The organism is Nocardia sp. NPDC004151, assembly GCF_042874235.1.
Taxonomy (GTDB): Bacteria; Actinomycetota; Actinomycetes; order Mycobacteriales; family Mycobacteriaceae; genus Nocardia.
Genome location: NZ_JBIAMR010000014.1, coordinates 130699 through 149452 on the forward strand (window position 1 = coordinate 130699; position 18754 = coordinate 149452).

Sequence of the window (18754 nt, forward strand, 5' to 3'; positions counted from 1 at the left end):
TCAGCCCATGGTATTTGCCGGGCGGGTGTCACGGAACAGTTGCGCTCATTCGGCCTCGATCCGAATGCTGCGCTCCACCACCCGCCGTGCCACCTCCACCAGCGAGAGTCCATGGGTGAAGGCGTATCCGCGCAGGCGGGCGTAGGCGTCGGGGATCTCGATGCCGAGTTGGGCGCTGGTCATGCCGGCCGCCTGGTGAATCCATCTGCTGGACAACGGCTGTGCCCACTGGCGGGCGTCGTGGCCGGTGGCCAGCACCAGGCTGGCGGTCACCAGATCGGCGATGTGCAGCGACGCCGACAGCAGCCGCGGCCCGGGCCGCCCGATGGATTCGCGATACAGGTCCAACCCGCCGAGCCGAATCGCGCCCAGCCGCAAGGGCACCGCGAACAGCGATCCCGACACCGGGGTACCGGAGAGGGCTTCGGCGAAACCTGGCCAGTGCTCGCAGTCGGCGCTCAGATCGGTGACCACCACCGGCACCCCGTCGGCCACCGCGGTGACCGCGGGGCCCTCCCCCGCCGTCGCCTGCGCCCGCTCCACCCGTTCGGCGAATTCGTCACTGGCGCACCAGGGTTGCATGCCCGCGTCGCGTTCCTCGAGCACGATGGCGGCGCGGCGCACCGGTAATACCCGCACGCACGCGATGCACACCGCGTTCAATCCGCCGCCCGCGTCGCGCACGGCGCGCAGGAACTGTCCTGTCAGCTGATCGAACTGCGACGAAGCCATCACCATCGAACCGCCCCACAATCATCGCCCGGCGATGAGTTATTCGGTGCCCGAGGCCAGTATCTCCGTCACAGCTCGACAACGAACAGGGCCGAAAGTCACTGTGGGTCAGCGCCAACGGCGACCGCGACCGGACGGTGCGGCACGCCGAGCCGGTACAGGCCGCGCAGATCGTACAGATGCGTGGCGACCGCGCCGAGCACCGCTCCGAAGGCCAGCCCGAACAGCGTCATCCAGATGCCCGTGCCGAGTCCGGCCTCGAGGTGGCCGTCGAAGAACAGGATGGCGCGCACCGACAGATAGATCTGGTGCATCGGTTCGAAGCTCGACAGCGAGGCGATCCAGCGCGGAATCGCTTCCACCGGAATCGAGCCCGAGGACGAGGGCAGGCCCAGCACCACGAACACGATCATATTGATCAGCAGGCCCGCGGTGCCGAAGGCCGCCAGCACCGACAGCCCGGTGACCGACACCGCGATGATGGCCAGCGTGCCGTAGAGGAACAGCGGCAGCGGTTCGTCGATGGGCATACCGAAAATCCGCGCGATGCCCATGAACATGCCGGAGAGGAAAGGCGCGGTGATCGCGGCGATGGCCCACTTCACCAGCAGCGTGCGCCAGCGGCTGATCGAGGCGGGCTCGGGGGCGCGGAACCACGGGCCGTATTCGGCCGGGACGTAACCGAGCACGTTGTCGATCATGGAGTGGATGATCATCGCGCCGCTGAAGCCCGCGAACAGCAGAACCAGGGTGTAGAAGAACGCGGACAGGCCCTGCCCGGTGCCTGCCGGGAGCGGACGGTACGGGCTGGTGACCACGTCGATGGGCTGGGCCAGCTGCAACCGTGCCGCGCCGGACAATTCGGTGACGGGCGCACCCGCCTGCGGCGCGAGCTTGGCCTTCACCTGGTCGGTGAGCTGCGCGCCGACCGTCGAATTCACCTGCGCCATGGCCCGATCGGCGATGCGCTGGGTGATCGAGGAGGCGTAGGTGCCGGCACGCGGATTGGTCTGCACGGTGATGACCGGCCGTTCCACGTCGCCGGGCACCACCGAGGCCGCGGCGAGGATCGAGAGTCTCTTGGTGAAGTCGCCGGGAATGATGATGGCGCCGTAGACCTGGCCGTCGCTCAACTGCCGGCGGGCCTCGCCGATGCCGACCACGCGCAGGTCGATCTTGTCGGCGGGGATGCGCTCGGTGAGCGCGTCGGCGATCTGGTCGCCGATATTGACGGTGCGGCCGTCCATCACGTCACCCACGTCCTGATTGACCAGGGCGACCGGGAAGTCGTGCAGGTTCTTCTCCGGGTCGGAGGTGTAGCCGAGGTACATGGTGCCGATCAGGGCCGCGAGCAGGCCGAGCACCACCATCGGGCCGATCCAGCCGCGCAGCGGCACGGCGCGCTGGACCGAGTTCTCATTCGCCATGGGCACGAATGTAGGCAGCGACAACAAAGTAGTCAACGTCAACATCCCCGAGTGTGTCCGATATCCTGCTCTCACCATGAGCATCACCAAGCGCAAGGCCCGGGAGGTGGTCGAGCGCGCCCGTTCCTACCACCACGGGGACCTGCGCGCCGAACTCCTCCGCCGCGCCGAGGAGACCCTGCGCGGCGGCGGAATCGAACGCCTGTCGCTGCGGCAGCTGGCCCGCGACACCGGGGTCAGCCACGCCGCGCCCGCCCGGCACTTCCGCGACAAGCAGGCGCTGCTGGACGCGCTGACCGTAGCCGGATTCGACCGGCTCGGCGCGGGATTCGAGAAGGCGGCGGCCGCGGGCACCTTCCTGGAACGCCTGCGCGCCATGGCCCACACCTATCTGCGGTTCGCCATCGACAATCCGGAACTGCTGGCGCTCATGTTCGCCCGCAAGAACAGTCCCACCCCGGCCATCGAGGAGGCGGCCGCCCGCGCGTTCACCGTGCCGATCGAGATGGTCACCGACGCGCAGGCGAGCGGGGAGGTGGTGCCGGGCGAGCCACGGCGGATCTGCCTGTCCGCGGTGGCGGCGCTGCAGGGGCTGGCCGCGATCCTCGGGTCGGGGCTGGTCGACGCGGCGGAGGCGGACGGACTCTTCGACGAGATGGTCACCCACATGCTGAATGGTTTGCGTCCCCGACGCTGACGCTCGGTTCACAAAACTCGGCACCGCGCCGCCGCCCCCGAAATCGGTGGCCTCCGCACCCGTAACCTTTCAGGCGTGACGATCGAGAAACGACAGTGACGATCGAAGGCAGGCAGTACGGCGGACGCGCCGTGACCGAACGAAAAGCCGAGCGCCGGCAGCGTTTCCTCGACGCGGCCATCCGAATCTTCGGCGAGCGCGGCTACGCCAACTGTTCGCTGGCCGATGTGTGCGCCGCGGCCGGACTGTCCAAACGCCAGTTCTACGAGGAATTCCAGACCCGCGAGGACGTGCTGGTCGCGGCCTACGACCAGATCCAGGACCAGTCGGCCGCCGCCCTCGCCACCGCGCTGAGTTCCATGGGTCCCGACCCGGACCCGACCGAGACCGTGACGCAGGCCCTCTCGGCCTTCCTCGACTCCATCGGCACCGACCCGTTCCGCGCCAAGGTGGCCTTCGTCGAGGTCGTCGGCGTCAGCGAACGCATGGAACAGCATCGCCGCGCCCGCCGCCACCTGTGGGGCGACACCCTGCGCCTGGCCGTGCAGCCCCTGGCCGGTGACTCCGCTTCCCTCCGCGGCGCCCCCGGACTCGCCACCAGCGCCCTCATCGGCGCGATCAACGGCCTCGCCCACGAGTGGCTGCTGTCGGACCCGCGACCGCCCGTGCGCTCCCTGGTGGAAGTCCTGGTCCCGATGACGGTCGCCCTGATCGCCCGCGACGCGGACTAGCCGCCGCGCGACCCCACGGGAGGTCACCGACGCCCGGGGGCGCGGGCAACGCCTGTCGGTGCCGAGCGCGGGATCTTTCGGTGCCGGGCGCAGAGATCTGTCGGTACCGGGCGGCAAGATCGCGGGTATGACCGACGAGCAGCGGTGGGCCGATCCGCACGCGACCGAGGCTGTGCGCAAGCTGTTGCGGCGGCATCGGCGGGCAGTGGAGATGGTGCTGATGGCCGCGCGGGTGGATGGGCTGGATCAACTCGCCGATGCCGCAGCCGGATACGTGGCGGCGCCGGAGCGGGCTGGGACCGCGGTGGGGGCGGCGGTGGCCTTCGCCATCGCGCAGTACGCGGCGGTGGCCTATCGCACGGGGGTGCGGCGGGAGCAGGAATTCATCGATCGGTTCATCGACAGCTGGATGGTCGAATTCGGGCATGCGTTCGCGACCGAGGTCGCGGAGGCCCGAGTGGGGGTGCGGGTGGAGGAACCCGATCCGCGTGCGGGGCGAATGACGGCGTGGCTGCGGGTGATCGAGCCCGGGGAGGATGTCGAGCCCGCTGCCGAGGCGCTGCGAGCCCGGGTGCGGGAACGTCTGGGGAGCGCGTCCGAGGAGTCGGGACGGGTCGCGCTGGAGCCGAAGTCGGTGACGACCGACCAGATTCGGCGGCTCGAGGCGGCCATGGTGGACGGCAGGCGGTGGCGGGCCGCCGCGCATCGGCGATTGGTGCTCGAGGATCCCGCGCTCGGGCAGGCCGCACGGCTGCTGGTGTGGGCGGTCTTCGATGCCCGCGGCGAGGTGACGGGGGCGTTCCGGGTGGACGAGGAACGCGTGCTGCGCAATCTCGAGGGCGCGCCGGTCGAACTGGCGGGCCAAGCGTTGGTGGGTGTGGCTCACCCGATCCAGCTCGGTGAGACGCTCGCGGCCTGGCGGGACCTGTTCGACGACAATCGGTTACGGCAGCCGTTCGAGCAGCTGGAACGACCGGTCAACCTGCTCACGAGCGAAGACGCGGAGTCGAATCGCCTGTCCCGCTTCAGCGATCAGCCGATTCGCACGGATCGGGTGTTCGGTCTGCAACAGCTGGGCTGGCAGGTGTCGCGGGAGGTCCTCAGTCGCCGGTTCGGACCGGTCCGGGAGGTGATCGTCACGCTGGATCCCGGGCTCGAAGGCGGTTTCCGCGACGAGCCCGAGCTGCAGCGGGTGCTCTCGGTGGAGCTCCGGGGCGGCACGTTCGACTCACTCGACGCCGTGACCGCCTCGGAGCTGATCCGTCAGCTGGAGCGGCTGGCGGCGTGACGTCCGGCGCGGCGGCCGAAGAACGAGCCCGCGCCGAGCTGGGTACCGCTGGAATAGCCCTTGCCGTCCTGAGCCAGAGTGGAGGCCGTCGCGCCCGCCGCGTACAGACCGGGGATGGGTGATCCGTTGTCCCGCAGCACCTCCGAGTCGACCGAGGTGCGCAGCCCGCCGAGGGTGAAGCCCGCGTAGAGCGCCTTGCCGAGGGTCAGGTCGAAGGCCGCCCACGGGCCCTGGTCCTGCGGTTGCAGCCATTCGGCGGCCTTGTGGAAGTCCGGGTCCTCACCCCGGGCCGCGTTCTCGTTGTACCGGTCGAGTGTGGATCGCAGTGTCTCGGCGGGGATTCCGAGCGCGGCGGCCATCTCGTCCACGGTCTCCCAGCCGTCGATGAACGGTGCGAGCGGGAACATGGGCCGTTCCATGTGCTCGGAGTCCACGATCAGATAGGCGACCGCACCGGGCTGATCGAGCACGTACGCGGAGGTGCGCGCGTGGTAGGAGTCCTCGGCGACGAACCGTTCGCCCTTGTGGTTCACCACGATTCCGGTCAGCAGCTTCGACGGCGGATATACCGGCGCGGTGACGAACGCCTGATCCATCATGCGGGTCACGCCGCCCGCCGACACCCCGAGCCGGATACCCAGCCCGTCGTCGAACGGCGTCCCGAGCACGAACGGCTTCTCGGTCAGCCACGGCACGTGCTCGGCCACCATATCGGTGTTCATGACGAAGCCGCCGGCGGCCAGCACCACCGACTTGGCTTTCACCGCACCGGTTTTCCCGAGGTTCTTCCACTCCACTCCGACCACCGCGCCGTCCGCGTCGGTGATCAGGTTGGTCACGCCGGTCTCGTAGCGCACCTCGACACCGAGCGTGGCGGCCCGCTTCACCAGCAGGTCGATGATCATGGCCGCGCCCTGGGTGTCGCCGGGCACCGGAACCTTGTGCCCGCGGGGCGCGGGCACGGCCTGTTCCCGATAGGGCCACACCTTTTCGTTGCCCGTGTACATCAGCCCCTGTGTACCGGGCTGGATGACCGCCTTCTCCGGGTAGTAGCTGCGCTCGAACTCGAACCCGAGGCTCTCCAGCCAGTCGAAGTGCTCGACACTGCCCTCGCAGTAGGCGCGGATCTTCTCCGGTTCCGGATCACGCGCCACCGACAGCAGGTACTTGTACATCTCCTCGACGGAGTCGTCGTGCCCGGTCGCCTGTTGCACGGCGGTGCCGCCGCCCAGGTAGAAGTGCCCGCCCGCCAGGGCCGTGGTCCCGCCCGCGACCCCGGCGCGTTCCAGCACCAGCACGCGGGCCCCGCGCGCGGCCGCCTCGACCGCCGCGCACCCACCCGCGATGCCGAATCCGGCGACCACCACGTCGACTTCGTCGGACCAGTCGGTAACGGACTCCGCCGCAACGGTTTCCGGAATCTGCGTGCTCACTGCGCACCCTTCTTGATCTGCTCGAAGAACGCCCGCATGTTCGGCCCGATCTCCGCGAGTTCGATGAACGGCACGCCCGAGTCCGCGCCGTCGAGGTAGGCGAACCGCATCTGCCCGCCCATATCGCCCTGTTGTACCACCGGAATCCCCCGGGCCTCGGCGTCTTTCAGCGCGGCGTCGAAGTCCTGGGGCTCCAGGCAGATGTGGTGCAGCCCCGCTCCCCCGCGTTCGAGGAATTCGGTGTAGATGGAGCGCCCGGTCACCGGCTGGATGAGTTCGAGCTGCATATCCCCGCTGTACCCCAGCGAGATGTGCGCGGTGAAGTCCGCGGCCTCGCCGCGATACACGCACGTCTCGGGTCCGAAGTGCACGTCGGGCATCCGCATCCAGCCCTTCACGCCCATGGTCGTCGTCAGGAACCGTTCTCCGGCCTCGATGTCCTCGACCACCCACGCGATCTGGGTGACGGGCCCATCGGCCACGCTCGTGCTGTCCACCTCGGCAGTTAATCACAATCGCTTAATTTGGCAAGGGCTACTCGTCGTCCGGATCGGCCTCCGAGGGAGCGGTCCACCCCTTGTTGCTCAGCCCGTAGAAGGTCGCCACCAGCAGATACAGCACCAGCGCCGCGATCGGCGACAGGAATCCGACCCCGATGCACGCCGCGTAGACCAGAATCCCCGGCCAGGCCCGCCAGCTCTCCCGCCGCGCGTAATCCGCCCCCAACCCGGACTTCAGCATCTCCGGCTGCTTCGCCAGCCGCCACCACATGGGAGCCCACGGCACGGTCATCAGCACCCCCACGATGCCGTACAGGGCCACCGCCACCACCGCGTCCCGGTGCGTCCCGTGCACGACGTTCTCAGCCACCACCATGGTCGGGAACGGCACCAGCGAAATCCCCAGCAGCAACAGGAGATTCCACCACCGCAGCACATGGTCGATCCGCCGCAACCGCCCGAAGAAGGTGTGGTGGTTCATCCATACCACCCCGATCGTCATGAACGACGCCAGATAGGCCACATACGACGGCCAGATGTGCCCGAGCGCCTGCAGCAAGCGCCCGGGCTCGTGCTCGGGCACCCGGATCTCCAAAATCAACAGGGTGATGGCAATCGCCATCACCCCGTCGCTGAACGCTTCCACCCGAGCGGTTCCCGCGAGCGTGCGTTCCGGAACCGATCCCTCACTCATGCATCGCAGCGTAACCCGGTTCGATGATCGATTCGGATGCCTTGAGCCGCTTGATGGTTCGCACCGTGATCAACATCAGGATCGCGGTGGTGCCGATCATGAGGGCGCTCGACAGCCAGGCCATGGTGTGAACGGGCAGCCGGTAGGCGAGCACCACGCGCAGGACGGACTCGCCGAGCAAGCCCGCGCCCCACAGCACGGCGATCCGGTTGTGCAGCCGCCGCACCACCGGGTTGGTGCGGAACTTGTGCTCCATGTCGGCCAGTTTCGCCGGGGATCCCGCGAACGCCTTGCGGGCCGCGACGTAGGTCAGCGGCTTCCCCACCACGGCGCTGATGCCGAAGGCCACGCCGATCACCGCGGTGGTGATCGAGTCCCGCACGATGATCATCCGGGCATCCCCGCTGATCAGCGAGCTCGCGATGCCGAAGACGAACCCCGCCAGGATCAGGGCGGCCAAGGCATCGACCCGCCGCGCCCGGATCGCCTCCACCAGGACCACCGCCCCCGAGCACAACGCCCCCGCCAGCAGGGCCACGAAATCGGAGTACCCGGCGGCGTGCAGGGCGAAGTAGACGGCCAGCGGCACCAGGATGTCGCGCATGGTCGGTGCGAGCATGCGCAGCACATTCGGCCGTTCCGGAGCCTGCGACGCGGGTGCGGCGAGCGTATTGTCAGCCATGATGCGAACTCCTGTAATCGGTTTCTGCGCTACAGGAATGACGCTACGGAGACCGCCGCCGCGCCGAATCTGCCAACCATCACCTCCCGGCCGTGACAGTTGTCATGCCGCGACCGTGGCCGCCGATTCCAGGTTGCGCCCCTTGGTCTCGGGTGCGCCCCACAGGCAGATGAGGAAACCGACCGCGGTGACCACCGCGGCGAACAGGAACGTCGGCCCCATCCCGAGATGGTCCAGGGACCACGGCAGCAGGTAGGTGCCCAGGGCCGCGCCGATCCGGCTGATGGAGGTGGCGAATCCGACGGCGGTGGCGCGAATGTGGGTGGGGAACAACTCGTTCGGATACGTCCAGTCCAGCACGTTGGGCCCGCCGCAGAAGAACGCGCACAGCACCGCCCCGCTGGCGAGCTGCCAGCGCCAGCTGCCGTTGCCGCCGAAGGTCAGCATCAGATAGCCGTAGGCGAGCACCGAGCCCAGATACCAGGTCCCGGCTGACACGCCGTTTCCCCGTCATCCCGGCCGCGCGCGGGAGCGGCGGCGATGATTTCCGGTGCCGAACGTCGTCTCCATTCGCAGCGGCCGAAATACCGAGCGAACACCGATTCGAGGAGTTGACCATGTCGTACCCCACGCAGCCCGGCGATCCGATCTGGACCGATATCTTCACCACCGACCCCGAGGGCGCGATCGCCTTCTACGGCGAATTGCTCGGCTGGACGGCCGAGATCGCGCCGGAGCACGGCGACTACATCACCTTCCGCAAGGACGGCAAAGCCGTGGCGGGCGGGATGGCCGGCGACGGCTCGGGCGGCCCCAGCCAGTGGATGGTGTACCTGGCCAGCACCGACGCCGAGAAGACGGCCGAGAAGGTGACCGCGGCGGGCGGCATGACGGTGGTGCCGGTGATGCCGGTGTCCGAGCTCGGCAGGTTCGGGGTGTTCGGCGACAACGGCGGCGTCGGCATCGGCGTGTGGGAGCCGGGCACCATGACCGGTTTCGAGCAGCGCGGCACCGTCGGCGACGGGCACTGGGAGGGGCACGTGGGTGCGCCGTCGTGGTTCGAACTGCACACCCGCAGCTATGACGACGCGCTGAAGTTCTACCGCGAGGCGTTCGGCTGGCAGGACCCGTTCACGATCGCCGACACCCCCGAATTCCGGTACACCACCATCCATTCCGTGAGCCCGATGCTGGGTGGCGTGATGGATTCCTCGGGCTTCCTGCCGCCGAGCGTGCCCGGCTACTGGACGGTCTACTTCGGTGTCGAGGATGTGGACGCGTCGGTGCGGAAGGTGCAGGAGCTGGGCGGCAGCGTGGTGCGCCCGCCGGAGGACACCCCGTACGGCCGGCTGGCGGCGGTGGCCGATCCGGCCGGTGTGCGATTCAGCCTGGGCGGCAACAAGTCCTGACCCGGAAAGGGGACGAACGGCCCGGTCTCCACAGCGACCGGGCCGTTCGAATCATCCCGTGGCGACGTGCTCCGCGCCCCAGCAGCGCGTCCGGCGTCGTCGCGGGAAGTCTGTTACCGCGTCGGGTTCAGCCGCGCACCCCGGTGGCGAGGGTCTGCTGCCTGCCCAATCCCGCCACCTCCACGACGACGACATCGCCGTCGCGCAGATAGGGTTTCGGCTCCGGACGGCCGACCGCGACGCCCGCGGGCGTGCCGGTGAGCACCAGATCGCCGGGTTCCAGGGTCATCAGCGTGCTCAGGTAGCGCAGCACCTCGCCGACCCCGGCCACCATGTCGCCGGTCGAACCCGCCTGCCGCTGTTCCCCGTTCACCCACAGCTGCAGGCTCAGCGCCTGCGGTTCGGCGATCTCGTCGGGCGTGACCAGCCAGGGTCCGATGGGTGTGAAGGTGTCGAAGGACTTGCCCTTCACCCAGGTCGGTTCGCCCGCGATGCCGGCGCGTTCGGTGACGTCGTTGGCGGTGACGTAGCCGCCCACCGCCCCCAGCGCGGTGGCGGCGTCGGGGCAGTCGCGCAGGCGGCGGCCGATCACCACGCCCAGCTCCACCTCGTGGTCGGTGGTGGCGCTGTCGCGGGGCAGTTCGATGGCGTCGTAGGGACCGCTCACCGTGGTGCCGGGTTTGAGGAATACGACGGGCCGTTCCGGGATGGCCGCGCCGATGGCGGCGGCATGGTCGGTGTAGTTGAGTCCGACGCCGATCACCTTGCCGGGCCGGGCGATCGGCGCCCCGATCCGGGCGGCGGGGTCCACCTCGGGCAGGGCGCCGGAAGCCAGCGCCCCGAGGATCGCGCCGAGCGCGACCGGATCGCCCAGCAGCGCGCCGTCGACGTCGGCGGTCACCGCGGACACGTCGCGCAGCACGCCGTGATCGTCGATGGCCGCGGGCCGTTCGGACCCCTTGGCCCCTACTCGCAAGAGTTTCACGCGTCGCCTCCGGACTGCTCGGATACCGTGGCGGCCACGCGGCGACCGCCCGGCAGGTACTCGTCCGCGATGCGAACGCCCAACTGCTGCAACAACATCAACCCGGCACTCAGGCAGCGCTGCTCATCGGGCTCGATCTCCAGCAGCGAATACACCGCCGCGAAACCGGCCGCGTGAAAACGCTCCGGCGGCAAGGTGTTCCGGCCGCACACCGCGACCACGGGCACGCCCGCCGCCCGCGCGGCCTCGGCGACACCGGCCGGCGCCTTGCCGTGCAGGGTCTGCTCGTCGAGCTTGCCCTCACCGGTGACGACCAGGTCCGCCCCGGCCAGCCGTTCGCCGAAACCGACCAGTTCCAGCATCAATTCGATGCCGGGCCGCAGGGTCGCGCCCAGCACCGCGAGCGCGGCGAATCCGACGCCCCCCGCGGCGCCGGCCCCCGCCACGTCGCGCCGATCCGACCCGAGTTCGCCGGCCAGCCGCCGCGCCCACTGCCCGAGCGCGGCGTCCAACTCGGCGACCTGGGCCGGATCGGCGCCCTTCTGCGGTCCGTAGACCGCGGCGGCCCCGGAGGGCCCGGTGAGCGGATTGTCGACGTCGCAGGCCACGATGACCTCGACGCCGTCCATCCGCTCGCGCAGGGCGGTCAGGTCGATGGAGTGCACCCGGGTGAGCGCCGCCCCGCCGTCGCCGATGGGTCGCCCCTCGTCGTCCAGCAGCAGGGCACCGAGCGCCTCCAACAGTCCTGCGCCGCCGTCGGTTCCGGCGCTGCCGCCGATCCCGAGCACGATGCGGCGGCAGCCGGCCGCCACCGCCGCCGCCATCACCTCACCGGTGCCCCGGCTGGTGGCGGTCATGGGGTGCGGACGCCCTTCGGGCAGCCGCACCAGTCCGGACACATCGGCCATTTCCACGACGGCGAGGTCGCCGCGGCGGGCGTAGGCCGTCAGCACCGGTTCCCCGGTCGGGCCCGACGCGGTCAGCGGGACCGCGTCGAACCCGGCCGCGAGGGCGGCGGCGACGGTGCCGTCACCGCCGTCGGCGACGGGCACCACCGACACCGCGGCGTCGGGTCGCCCGCGCCGGATTCCGGCTCGCACGGCGGCCCCGACCTGCGCCGCGGTCAGCGAGCCCTTGAACTTGTCGGAGGCGATCAGCACACGAGCCATGGGAATCCTCTAGTCCAGCGGAACGGTGGCGGTCGGGGCGTCCGCGAAGGCGGAGGCCAGTTCCTCGAACTCCGTGATCGCGTCGATCCCGGCCGCGCCCATGGACACATTGGTGACCCGCTCGAGAATGCACTCGACCACGACGGGCACCTTGTACTCGGCCATCAGCGATTTGGCCTTCTCGAACGCGGGCCCGATGTCCTGCGGCTCGAAGACGCGAATCGCCTTGCAGCCCAGCCCTTCCGCGACCTTGACGTGGTCCACGCCGTAGCCGTTGACCTCGGGCGAGTTGATGTTCTCGAAGTCCAGCTGGACGTAGTAGTCCATGTCGAACGCTCGCTGCGCCTGACGGATCAGGCCCAGGTACGAGTTGTTCACCAGCACATGGATGTACGGGATGTTGAACTGCGCGCCGACGGCCAATTCCTCGATCAGGAACTGGAAGTCGTAGTCACCCGAGAGCGCCACGACCGGCTCGTCCTTCACCGCGGTGGCCACACCCAGCGCGGCGGGCAGCGTCCAGCCCAGAGGCCCGGCCTGACCGGCGTTGATCCAGTGCCGCGGCTGGTACACGTGCAGCATCTGCGAGGCCTGGATCTGCGACAGACCGATCGTGGTCACGTAGCGGGTTTCCCGGCCGAAAGCCTTGTTCATCTCTTCGTACACGCGCGCCGGCTTCAGCGGCACGTTCTCGAAGTGCGTCTTGCGCTGACCGGTCGCGCGCTTGGCGTGCACCTGCTCGACCCACTCGCGGTGGTCGGTCAGACCGCCCACTTTGTCGAGGGATTCGGCGACCGCGATGAACTGCTCCAGCGCGGCGCCGGCATCGGAGACGACGCCGTAGTCGGGCGCGAAGACCCGGCCGATCTGGGTCGGCTCGATGTCGACGTGCACGAAGGTGCGGTCCTTGGTGTAGACGTCGAGCGCCCCGGTGTGGCGGTTGGCCCACCGGTTGCCGATGCCCAGCACGAAGTCGGCGGCCAGCAGCGACTCATTGCCGTAGATGTGGGAGGTCTGCAGACCCACCATGCCGGCGTTCAGCTCGTGGTCGTCGGCGATGGCGCCCCAGCCCATCAGGGTCGGGACGACCGGAACACCGGTCAGCTCCGCGAACTTCACCAGCAGCTCGGAGGCGTCGGCGTTGATGACGCCGCCGCCCGCGATGATCAGCGGACGCTGCGCGGCGTTGAGCATCGCCAGCACCTTGGCGGCCTGCGCCGGGGTGGCGGCGGGCCGCACGACCGGCAGCGGCTCGTAGGTCTCGATGTCGAACTCGATCTCGGCCAGCTGCACGTCGATCGGCAGGTCCAGCAGCACCGGGCCCGGACGGCCTTCGCGCATGAGCCAGAACGCCTTCTGGAACGCGCCCGGCACCTGCGCGGGCTCGAGCACCGTGTGCGCCCACTTGGCCAGCGGCTTGGCGATGGAGGCGATGTCGACGGCCTGGAAGTCCTCCTTGTGCAGCTTGGCCACCGGCGCCTGGCCCGTGATGCACAGGATCGGAATGGAATCCGCGGAGGCGGCGTACAGGCCGGTCACCATGTCGGTGCCCGCGGGGCCCGAGGTGCCGATGCAGACACCGATATTGCCGGGCCGGGCCCGGGTGTAGCCCTCGGCCATGTGCGAGGCGGCCTCGACGTGGCGGGCCAGCACGTGCTTCATGCCGCCGTGCGCCTTCATGGCGCTGTAGAAGGGGTTGATCGCGGCGCCGGGCAGGCCGAAAGCCTGTGTGGCCCCTTCCTTCTCCAGGATCAGGACCGCCGCGTCGACGGTGCGCATGCGCGCCATGCTCAGTTCTCCTTGTCCAGCGTGCCGCTCAGGCGCTCGACGCCGCGCAGCAGGGCAGAGTGGTCCAGGTGGCCGTCGCCGTTGGCGCGGGCCGAGGCGACCAACTGCGCGATCAGCGAGCCGGCCGGGGTCACCAGACCGGCCTCGCGGGCGGCGGTGGTGAAGATGCCCATGTCCTTGTGGTGCAGGTCGATGCGGAAGCCGGGCGCGAATTCGCGGTCGATCATCTTGTCGCGCTTCTGGTTCAGCACGGCCGAACCGGCCAGGCCGCCGCCGAGCACGTCGAGTGCCGGGCCCAGCTCGACGCCGTAGGCCTCGAGGAAGACCACGGCCTCGGCCACGGCCTGGATATTGGTGGCCACGATGAGCTGGTTGGCGGCCTTCACGGTCTGGCCCGCGCCATTGGCGCCCACGTGCACGACGGTCTTGCCGACCTTGTCGAACAGCGGCTGGGCGGAAGCGAAGTCCTCGGCCGAACCGCCGACCATGATGGACAGGGTGGCGTTGACCGCGCCCGGCTCACCGCCGGAGACGGGGGCGTCGAGCAGCCGGAAGCCGCGGTCGGCGGCCTGCTTGGCCAGCTCCTGGGTGACGTCCGGGCGGATGGACGAGAAGTCGATGATCAGCGCGCCGGGCTCGGCGGTCTCGAAAACGCCCTTCTCCCCGGACAATACCTCCTGCACGTGCGGGGAGTCCGGCACCATCACGGCGATGACGTCCGCGCCGCGGGCGGCGTCGGCGATGGAGGTGACGGCCCGGCCGCCCGCGTCGACCAGCGGCTGCGCCTGGGCCGGGTTGCGGTCGAAGCCCTTGACCGAGTGGCCCGCGTTCTGCAGGTGGACGGCCATCGGGCTGCCCATGATGCCGAGGCCGATGAAAGCGATGTTGGTCATGATCTGTTCCCTGAGTGGTTGTCTGTCAAAAGTTTTCGGTCTACTTGGCGGCGCGGCGCTCGCGCGGCAGCCATTCGAAGGCGTCCTCGGAGCGGCCGGAGGGCTTGTACTCGAGGCCGACCCACCCGCGGTAGCCGCGCGAGGCGAGGTCGGTGAGCTGGAGTTCGAGCTGGAGTTCGCCGGTGCCGGGCTCGTTGCGGCCGGGGTTGTCGGCGATCTGCACGTGGGCGATGCGGCCGGTGTGCTCGGCGATCACCTTGTCCACGTCGTCGCCGTTGACGGCGAGGTGGTAGAGGTCGGCGAGCAGGCCGATGTTCGAGACCCCGGAGTGTGCCTGCACCTTGTCGATGACGGCGAGACCGTCGGTGGCGGTCAGCAGCGGGTAACGCGGTGCGCCGGAGGCGGGCTCGACGAGGACGGTGGCCCCGATGCGGGCGGCGGCCAGGGCCGCGGCGGAGAGGTTCTCGACCGCCAGCTCGTCCTGCTGCTCGGCGGTGGCGTCGTCGACGCGGTTGCCGTACAGGGCGTTGAAAGCCTTGGTGCCCAAACGCTCTCCGATGCCCACGGTGACGTCGATGTTGTCCTTGAACTCCGCGGCGCGAGCCGGCCAGGACACCAGGCCGCGGTCGCCGCCGGGCATGTCACCGGCGAAGAAGTTCAGGCCGATCAGCTGCACGCCGGCGTTCTGCACGGCGGCGACGAAGGCGTCCACATCCTGGTCCGACGGGACGGCCTCGGCGAAGGGCCACCAGAACTCGATGGCGTCGAATCCGGCCTGGCGCACGGCTTCCGGGCGCTCCAGGATCGGCAGTTCGGTGAACAGCAGCGAGCAGTTCACGGCGTAGTTCAGCGTGTGGGTCATCAGGAATCCCTCCAGTCGTTCCCGCAGGTTCTCCGCTATTTTCCATAATGCGGAAATGTTTTTTCGGGATATGAAAATGCTAGAGCTCCCGGAACAAGCCCGTCAAGAGAGTTCCGGGAGCTACCGGCCGGTAGAGCGGGAAATATACGAAGTTGCGGAATCAGGTGCGGATCTCGCGCGACTCAGTCGCGGATATCGTCGTCCAAGCGTTCGCCCAGATCGTCCTTCCGATCCTCGACCGCGGCGAATACCGAAGCGCCCGCCTTGTTTCCGCGCGTGATCTCGTTGAACACCAGGTTCAACACGATCGCCACCACGGCGGTGGCACTGATCCCGGAGTGCATGATCACCCCGAGCCAGGTCGGGAACTTGTCCCAGAACGTCGGCGCCGCAATGGGAATCAGGCCGACCCCGAGCGCCACCGCGACAATCACCATGTTCAGGTTGTCGGTGAAATCCACCCGCGCCAGCGTGCGGATGCCGCTCGCCGCCACCGATCCGAACAGCACGATGCCCGCACCGCCCAGCACCGGATACGGAATCCCGGCCACCACCGCGCCCACCACCGGGAACAGGCCCAGCAGCACCAGCACCAAACCGCCCGCGGCGACCACGAATCGGCTCTTGATGCCGGTCAGCGCCACCAGCCCCACGTTCTGCGCGAAGGCGCTGCACGGGAAGCTGCCGAACACCGGCGCGACCGTGGTGGAGAGCATGTCGGCTCGCAGCCCGGCCGCCACCCGCGCCGAATCCACCTCGGTGCCGACGATCTCGCCGATGGCGAGGATGTCGGCGGTGGTCTCGGTCATGATCACCAGCACCACGATGGTCATGGACACGATCGCCCCGACCTCGAAGGTCGGACCGCCGAAGTGCAGGATCGGCGGCAGCGCGACGATTTTCGCCTTGCTCACCGCGCCGAAGTCGGCGTGATGGGTGAGCAGGGCGATGACCGTGCCGGCCGCCAGGCCCAGCAGGATCGACAGCCGCGAGATCGCGCCCTGGAACACCCGGCTGATCACCAGAATGATGAGCAGCGTGAGCCCGGCGAAACCGATATTGCCCACTGATCCGTAGTCGGCGGCCTTCGGATTGTTGCCCATCGCCCACCGGAACGCGGTGGGCAGCAACGAGAGTCCGATCACCGTGATGATCGTCCCGGTCACCACGGCCGGGAACAGGCGCACCAGCTTGGCGAAGAAGCTGGACAACACCAGGCCGATCAATCCGGCGACGATGATCGCCCCGAACACCGGCCGGAGTCCGCCGTCGCTCGCGATGGTCACCATCGTCGAGACGCTCGCGAACGAAATGCCCTGCACGATGGGCAATCTGGAGCCGATCGGCCCGACGCCCAGGGTCTGGAGCAGAGTCGCCAGGCCGGAGACGAACAGGCCCGCTGTCACCAGCAGCGCCATGTCCGACACCGAGAGCCCGGCCGCACCGCCGACGATCAGCGGCGGCGCGATCACTCCGCCGTACATCGTCAGGATGTGCTGAGTTCCGTAGATCGCCAACTGGCCCACCGAATGTCGCGCATCCTCGGGTCGGGTGACGGTCACTGACACGCGGCTCTGGTCATCACCCATCGCCGCACCTCCTAGATCAGGAAGAGGGGAATCAGGCTCTGCCTGGTCAGCAAAAGCCGGGGGTGGCGAGCCAGGCGTTGCCCGACTCACGAGCGTCGTCGCGCTCGACGGTGGCCTCGATGAGGCCGTAGGGGCGATCCGCGGCGATGAAGACCTCACCCGGGTTCTCGACATTGAACGGGCTCAGGTCCACCAGGAAGTGGTGCTTGTTCGGTGCGGAGAAACGAATCTCGGCGACCTCGGTGAACTGCTCGAGCACGGCGCGGCCCATGGAGTACAGGGTCTGCTGCAGCGCGAGGGAGTGCACCACGGCGAACTGCCGCAGGATGGTCTTGAGGATGGCGTCGTAGGTCTTGTCCCAGTCGACGTCGGTGTGGTTGTAGCGCCACTTGGCCACCAGCGAGGTCGCCATGATGCGGTCGTCGGTCGGCTGCAGGGTGGTGTACTTGTCCTTGAAGAAGCCGTGGAACTCCGAGCCCGTGGTCTTGAGCAGGGTGAGGTCGCGGACGCCGGATACCACGTGCGCCACCCGATCCGGGCCGACGCCGTCGACGTTCACCACGGTGGTGCGGATGCCCTGACCGGACTTCACGAACGAGTGGTCGTGGCCGGAGCCGTCGACCTCGATGCGGTCCCAGGCGTATTCCTCGATCTCGACGCGCGCACCGGTGGCGGTGGGGGCTCGGGAGATGAAGTGGTCGGCGAGGGTCAGACCGAATTCCTCGATCGAGTGCACACCCTTCTCCTTGGCGAAGGAGAAGGCGGTGTTCTTCTGGGTGTCGGTGGGCAGCACGTCGCCCTGGTCGCCGGTGATGTGGGCGTCGGCGAAGTCGCCGCGCAGCGCCGAGGAGACGTTCAGGTCGCGGATCTGGTGGCGCGGGGTGTCGCGGTAGACCCGCACGACCCGGTTCTCGGCCTTGCCGTACTGGTTCTGTCCCAGCTTGATTGCCATGTGAGTTCAGCTTCCTCGGTAGGTGGAATAGGCGAAAGGGCTCATCAGCAGGGGCACGTGGTAGTGCTCGCCCGGCTCGCCCGCCACGGTGAACGTGATCGACACCGTGGGATAGAAGTAGGTCTGTCGCGTTGCGGCGGAATAGGACTCGATGTCGAAGGTGAGCCGGTAGTGCCCCGCCTCCAGTCCCTCGGGGCCGAGGTCGCGGATGCGGCCGTCGTCATCGGTCTTGCCCTCGGCCAGCACCCGGGTCTCGGGGCCGAGGTGTTCCAGCCGGACCGGGACGCCCGCGGCGGGCTTGCCGAGCGCGGAATCCAGGATGTGCGTCGTAATGGTGCTCATTGTTCGAAGACCTTTCGCAGGCGCAGGACGGCGATCTTGCGCAATTCTCCGGCCACCACGGCCGCCTCGGCGGCATCGTCGTTGGCGAGGCGCTCGTGCAGGTTCGTGAGGATCTGCTCGGCCGATAACCCGGTGGCGCAGATCAGGAAGACCCGGCCGAATCGCTTCTCGTAGGCGCGGTTTCCGTCCAGCAGCTGGGCGGCGATGGCCACGTCCTGCCCGACCCCGGCCTGTTCCTGGCGCGACCACGCCGATCCGGTGCCGGTACCGGTGACCCGCTCGCCGATCCGGGGGTGCGCGGCCAGGGCGCGGTCCACGTCGTCGCCGGACAGTCCGGCGGCCAGTTCGTCGGCTCGGGCGAGCACGCCGTCTATATCGGCGTAGGGCCGGTCCGCCAGCACGGCGTCGGCCCATTCGGGCACGTCGCAGCAGGTCAGCAGATCCGGCCGGAGTCGTTCACCGGCTGTCGAATTGAATTCGCTCAACGTCACCATCGGCGCTACCTCTCTCGGATGACGGAAGGGTGATTCCGCCACTCGAGAAGAGTGTCACGGGCCACAACAAATCGTCAACAGTTTGTT

Annotated in this window: 20 protein-coding genes; 4 read left to right on the forward strand and 16 right to left on the reverse strand. The window is 68.8% G+C overall.

All coding sequences use genetic code 11. The annotated features are described in order from the left end of the window. Positions 1-45: 45 nt before the first annotated feature. Together ACFYTS_RS27515 and ACFYTS_RS27520 are read right to left on the reverse strand one after the other, a co-directional pair. Positions 46-732 (reverse strand): GAF and ANTAR domain-containing protein, encoded by a 687-nt coding sequence (locus tag ACFYTS_RS27515; protein WP_357278911.1) that lies wholly within the window; start codon positions 730-732, stop codon positions 46-48. Between the two features lie 98 nt (positions 733-830). After that, positions 831-2159: a DUF3533 domain-containing protein gene (locus tag ACFYTS_RS27520; RefSeq protein WP_387308260.1), complete on the reverse strand. Its 1329-nt coding sequence runs from the start codon at positions 2157-2159 to the stop codon at positions 831-833. 76 nt (positions 2160-2235) lie between these two features. Here ACFYTS_RS27520 and ACFYTS_RS27525 point away from each other — a divergent pair, with 76 nt between their 5' ends. The 3 genes from ACFYTS_RS27525 to ACFYTS_RS27535 all read left to right on the forward strand — a co-directional run bounded on the left by ACFYTS_RS27525 (position 2236) and on the right by ACFYTS_RS27535 (position 4875). After that, a complete protein-coding gene (locus ACFYTS_RS27525; protein ID WP_357278915.1) occupies positions 2236-2856 on the forward strand; it encodes a TetR/AcrR family transcriptional regulator in 621 nt (206 codons plus the stop codon). 131 nt (positions 2857-2987) lie between these two features. Further along, entirely contained in the window at positions 2988-3587 is a 600-nt protein-coding gene (locus ACFYTS_RS27530) for a TetR/AcrR family transcriptional regulator (RefSeq protein ID WP_387308262.1), read from the forward strand. A 127-nt stretch (positions 3588-3714) separates the two neighbouring features. Next, positions 3715-4875, forward strand: coding sequence for a DUF4132 domain-containing protein (locus ACFYTS_RS27535; RefSeq protein ID WP_387308264.1), 1161 nt, complete (start codon positions 3715-3717; stop codon positions 4873-4875). Here ACFYTS_RS27535 and ACFYTS_RS27540 read toward each other — a convergent pair. The 5 genes from ACFYTS_RS27540 to ACFYTS_RS27560 all read right to left on the reverse strand — a co-directional run bounded on the left by ACFYTS_RS27540 (position 4851) and on the right by ACFYTS_RS27560 (position 8682). Then, positions 4851-6308 carry an FAD-binding protein gene (locus ACFYTS_RS27540; RefSeq protein WP_387308266.1) on the reverse strand — a complete coding sequence of 486 codons (1458 nt, stop codon included), beginning with the start codon at positions 6306-6308 and terminating at the stop codon, positions 4851-4853. The genes ACFYTS_RS27535 and ACFYTS_RS27540 overlap by 25 nt on opposite strands. Beyond that, entirely contained in the window at positions 6305-6805 is a 501-nt protein-coding gene (locus ACFYTS_RS27545; protein ID WP_387308268.1) for a VOC family protein, read from the reverse strand. The genes ACFYTS_RS27540 and ACFYTS_RS27545 overlap by 4 nt, the downstream gene beginning before the upstream one ends. Before the next feature lie 37 nt (positions 6806-6842). Further along, positions 6843-7502, reverse strand: coding sequence for a TMEM175 family protein (locus tag ACFYTS_RS27550; RefSeq protein ID WP_387308270.1), 660 nt, complete (start codon positions 7500-7502; stop codon positions 6843-6845). Further along, positions 7495-8184, reverse strand: coding sequence for a VC0807 family protein (locus ACFYTS_RS27555; RefSeq protein WP_387308272.1), 690 nt, complete (start codon positions 8182-8184; stop codon positions 7495-7497). Before ACFYTS_RS27555 ends, ACFYTS_RS27550 begins: the two co-directional genes overlap by 8 nt. Positions 8185-8286: 102 nt before the next feature. Then, positions 8287-8682: an MFS transporter gene (locus ACFYTS_RS27560; RefSeq protein ID WP_387308274.1), complete on the reverse strand. Its 396-nt coding sequence runs from the start codon at positions 8680-8682 to the stop codon at positions 8287-8289. 119 nt (positions 8683-8801) lie between these two features. On the opposite strand from ACFYTS_RS27560, the gene ACFYTS_RS27565 reads away from it, so the two are divergent. After that, positions 8802-9593 (forward strand): VOC family protein, encoded by a 792-nt coding sequence (locus ACFYTS_RS27565; RefSeq protein WP_387308276.1) that lies wholly within the window; start codon positions 8802-8804, stop codon positions 9591-9593. A gap of 127 nt (positions 9594-9720) precedes the next feature. On the opposite strand, the gene ACFYTS_RS27570 is transcribed toward ACFYTS_RS27565, so the two are convergent. The 9 genes from ACFYTS_RS27570 to uraD form a co-directional block, all read right to left on the reverse strand. After that, the gene (locus ACFYTS_RS27570) at positions 9721-10578 is read right to left on the reverse strand and encodes a fumarylacetoacetate hydrolase family protein (protein WP_357278937.1); all 858 of its coding nucleotides are present in this window, start codon (positions 10576-10578) and stop codon (positions 9721-9723) included. Further along, complete coding sequence (locus ACFYTS_RS27575) at positions 10575-11747, reverse strand: glycerate kinase (RefSeq protein ID WP_387308278.1); 1173 nt, start codon at positions 11745-11747, stop codon at positions 10575-10577. The genes ACFYTS_RS27570 and ACFYTS_RS27575 overlap by 4 nt, the downstream gene beginning before the upstream one ends. A gap of 9 nt (positions 11748-11756) precedes the next feature. Beyond that, complete coding sequence (gene gcl / locus ACFYTS_RS27580; RefSeq protein ID WP_387308280.1) at positions 11757-13535, reverse strand: glyoxylate carboligase; 1779 nt, start codon at positions 13533-13535, stop codon at positions 11757-11759. A 2-nt stretch (positions 13536-13537) separates the two neighbouring features. Further along, positions 13538-14428: a 2-hydroxy-3-oxopropionate reductase gene (locus ACFYTS_RS27585; protein WP_387308282.1), complete on the reverse strand. Its 891-nt coding sequence runs from the start codon at positions 14426-14428 to the stop codon at positions 13538-13540. A gap of 40 nt (positions 14429-14468) precedes the next feature. Then, positions 14469-15290 (reverse strand): TIM barrel protein, encoded by an 822-nt coding sequence (locus ACFYTS_RS27590; RefSeq protein WP_357278945.1) that lies wholly within the window; start codon positions 15288-15290, stop codon positions 14469-14471. A gap of 182 nt (positions 15291-15472) precedes the next feature. After that, complete coding sequence (locus ACFYTS_RS27595) at positions 15473-16879, reverse strand: nucleobase:cation symporter-2 family protein (protein ID WP_357278948.1); 1407 nt, start codon at positions 16877-16879, stop codon at positions 15473-15475. A 46-nt stretch (positions 16880-16925) separates the two neighbouring features. After that, positions 16926-17831, reverse strand: coding sequence for a factor-independent urate hydroxylase (pucL, locus tag ACFYTS_RS27600; RefSeq protein ID WP_387308285.1), 906 nt, complete (start codon positions 17829-17831; stop codon positions 16926-16928). A 6-nt stretch (positions 17832-17837) separates the two neighbouring features. Further along, positions 17838-18173, reverse strand: a complete 336-nt coding sequence (gene uraH / locus ACFYTS_RS27605; protein WP_357278953.1) for a hydroxyisourate hydrolase — start codon at positions 18171-18173, stop codon at positions 17838-17840. After that, the gene (gene uraD, locus ACFYTS_RS27610; RefSeq protein ID WP_387308287.1) at positions 18170-18667 is read right to left on the reverse strand and encodes a 2-oxo-4-hydroxy-4-carboxy-5-ureidoimidazoline decarboxylase; all 498 of its coding nucleotides are present in this window, start codon (positions 18665-18667) and stop codon (positions 18170-18172) included. Before uraD ends, uraH begins: the two co-directional genes overlap by 4 nt. Between the last annotated feature and the right edge of the window lie 87 nt (positions 18668-18754).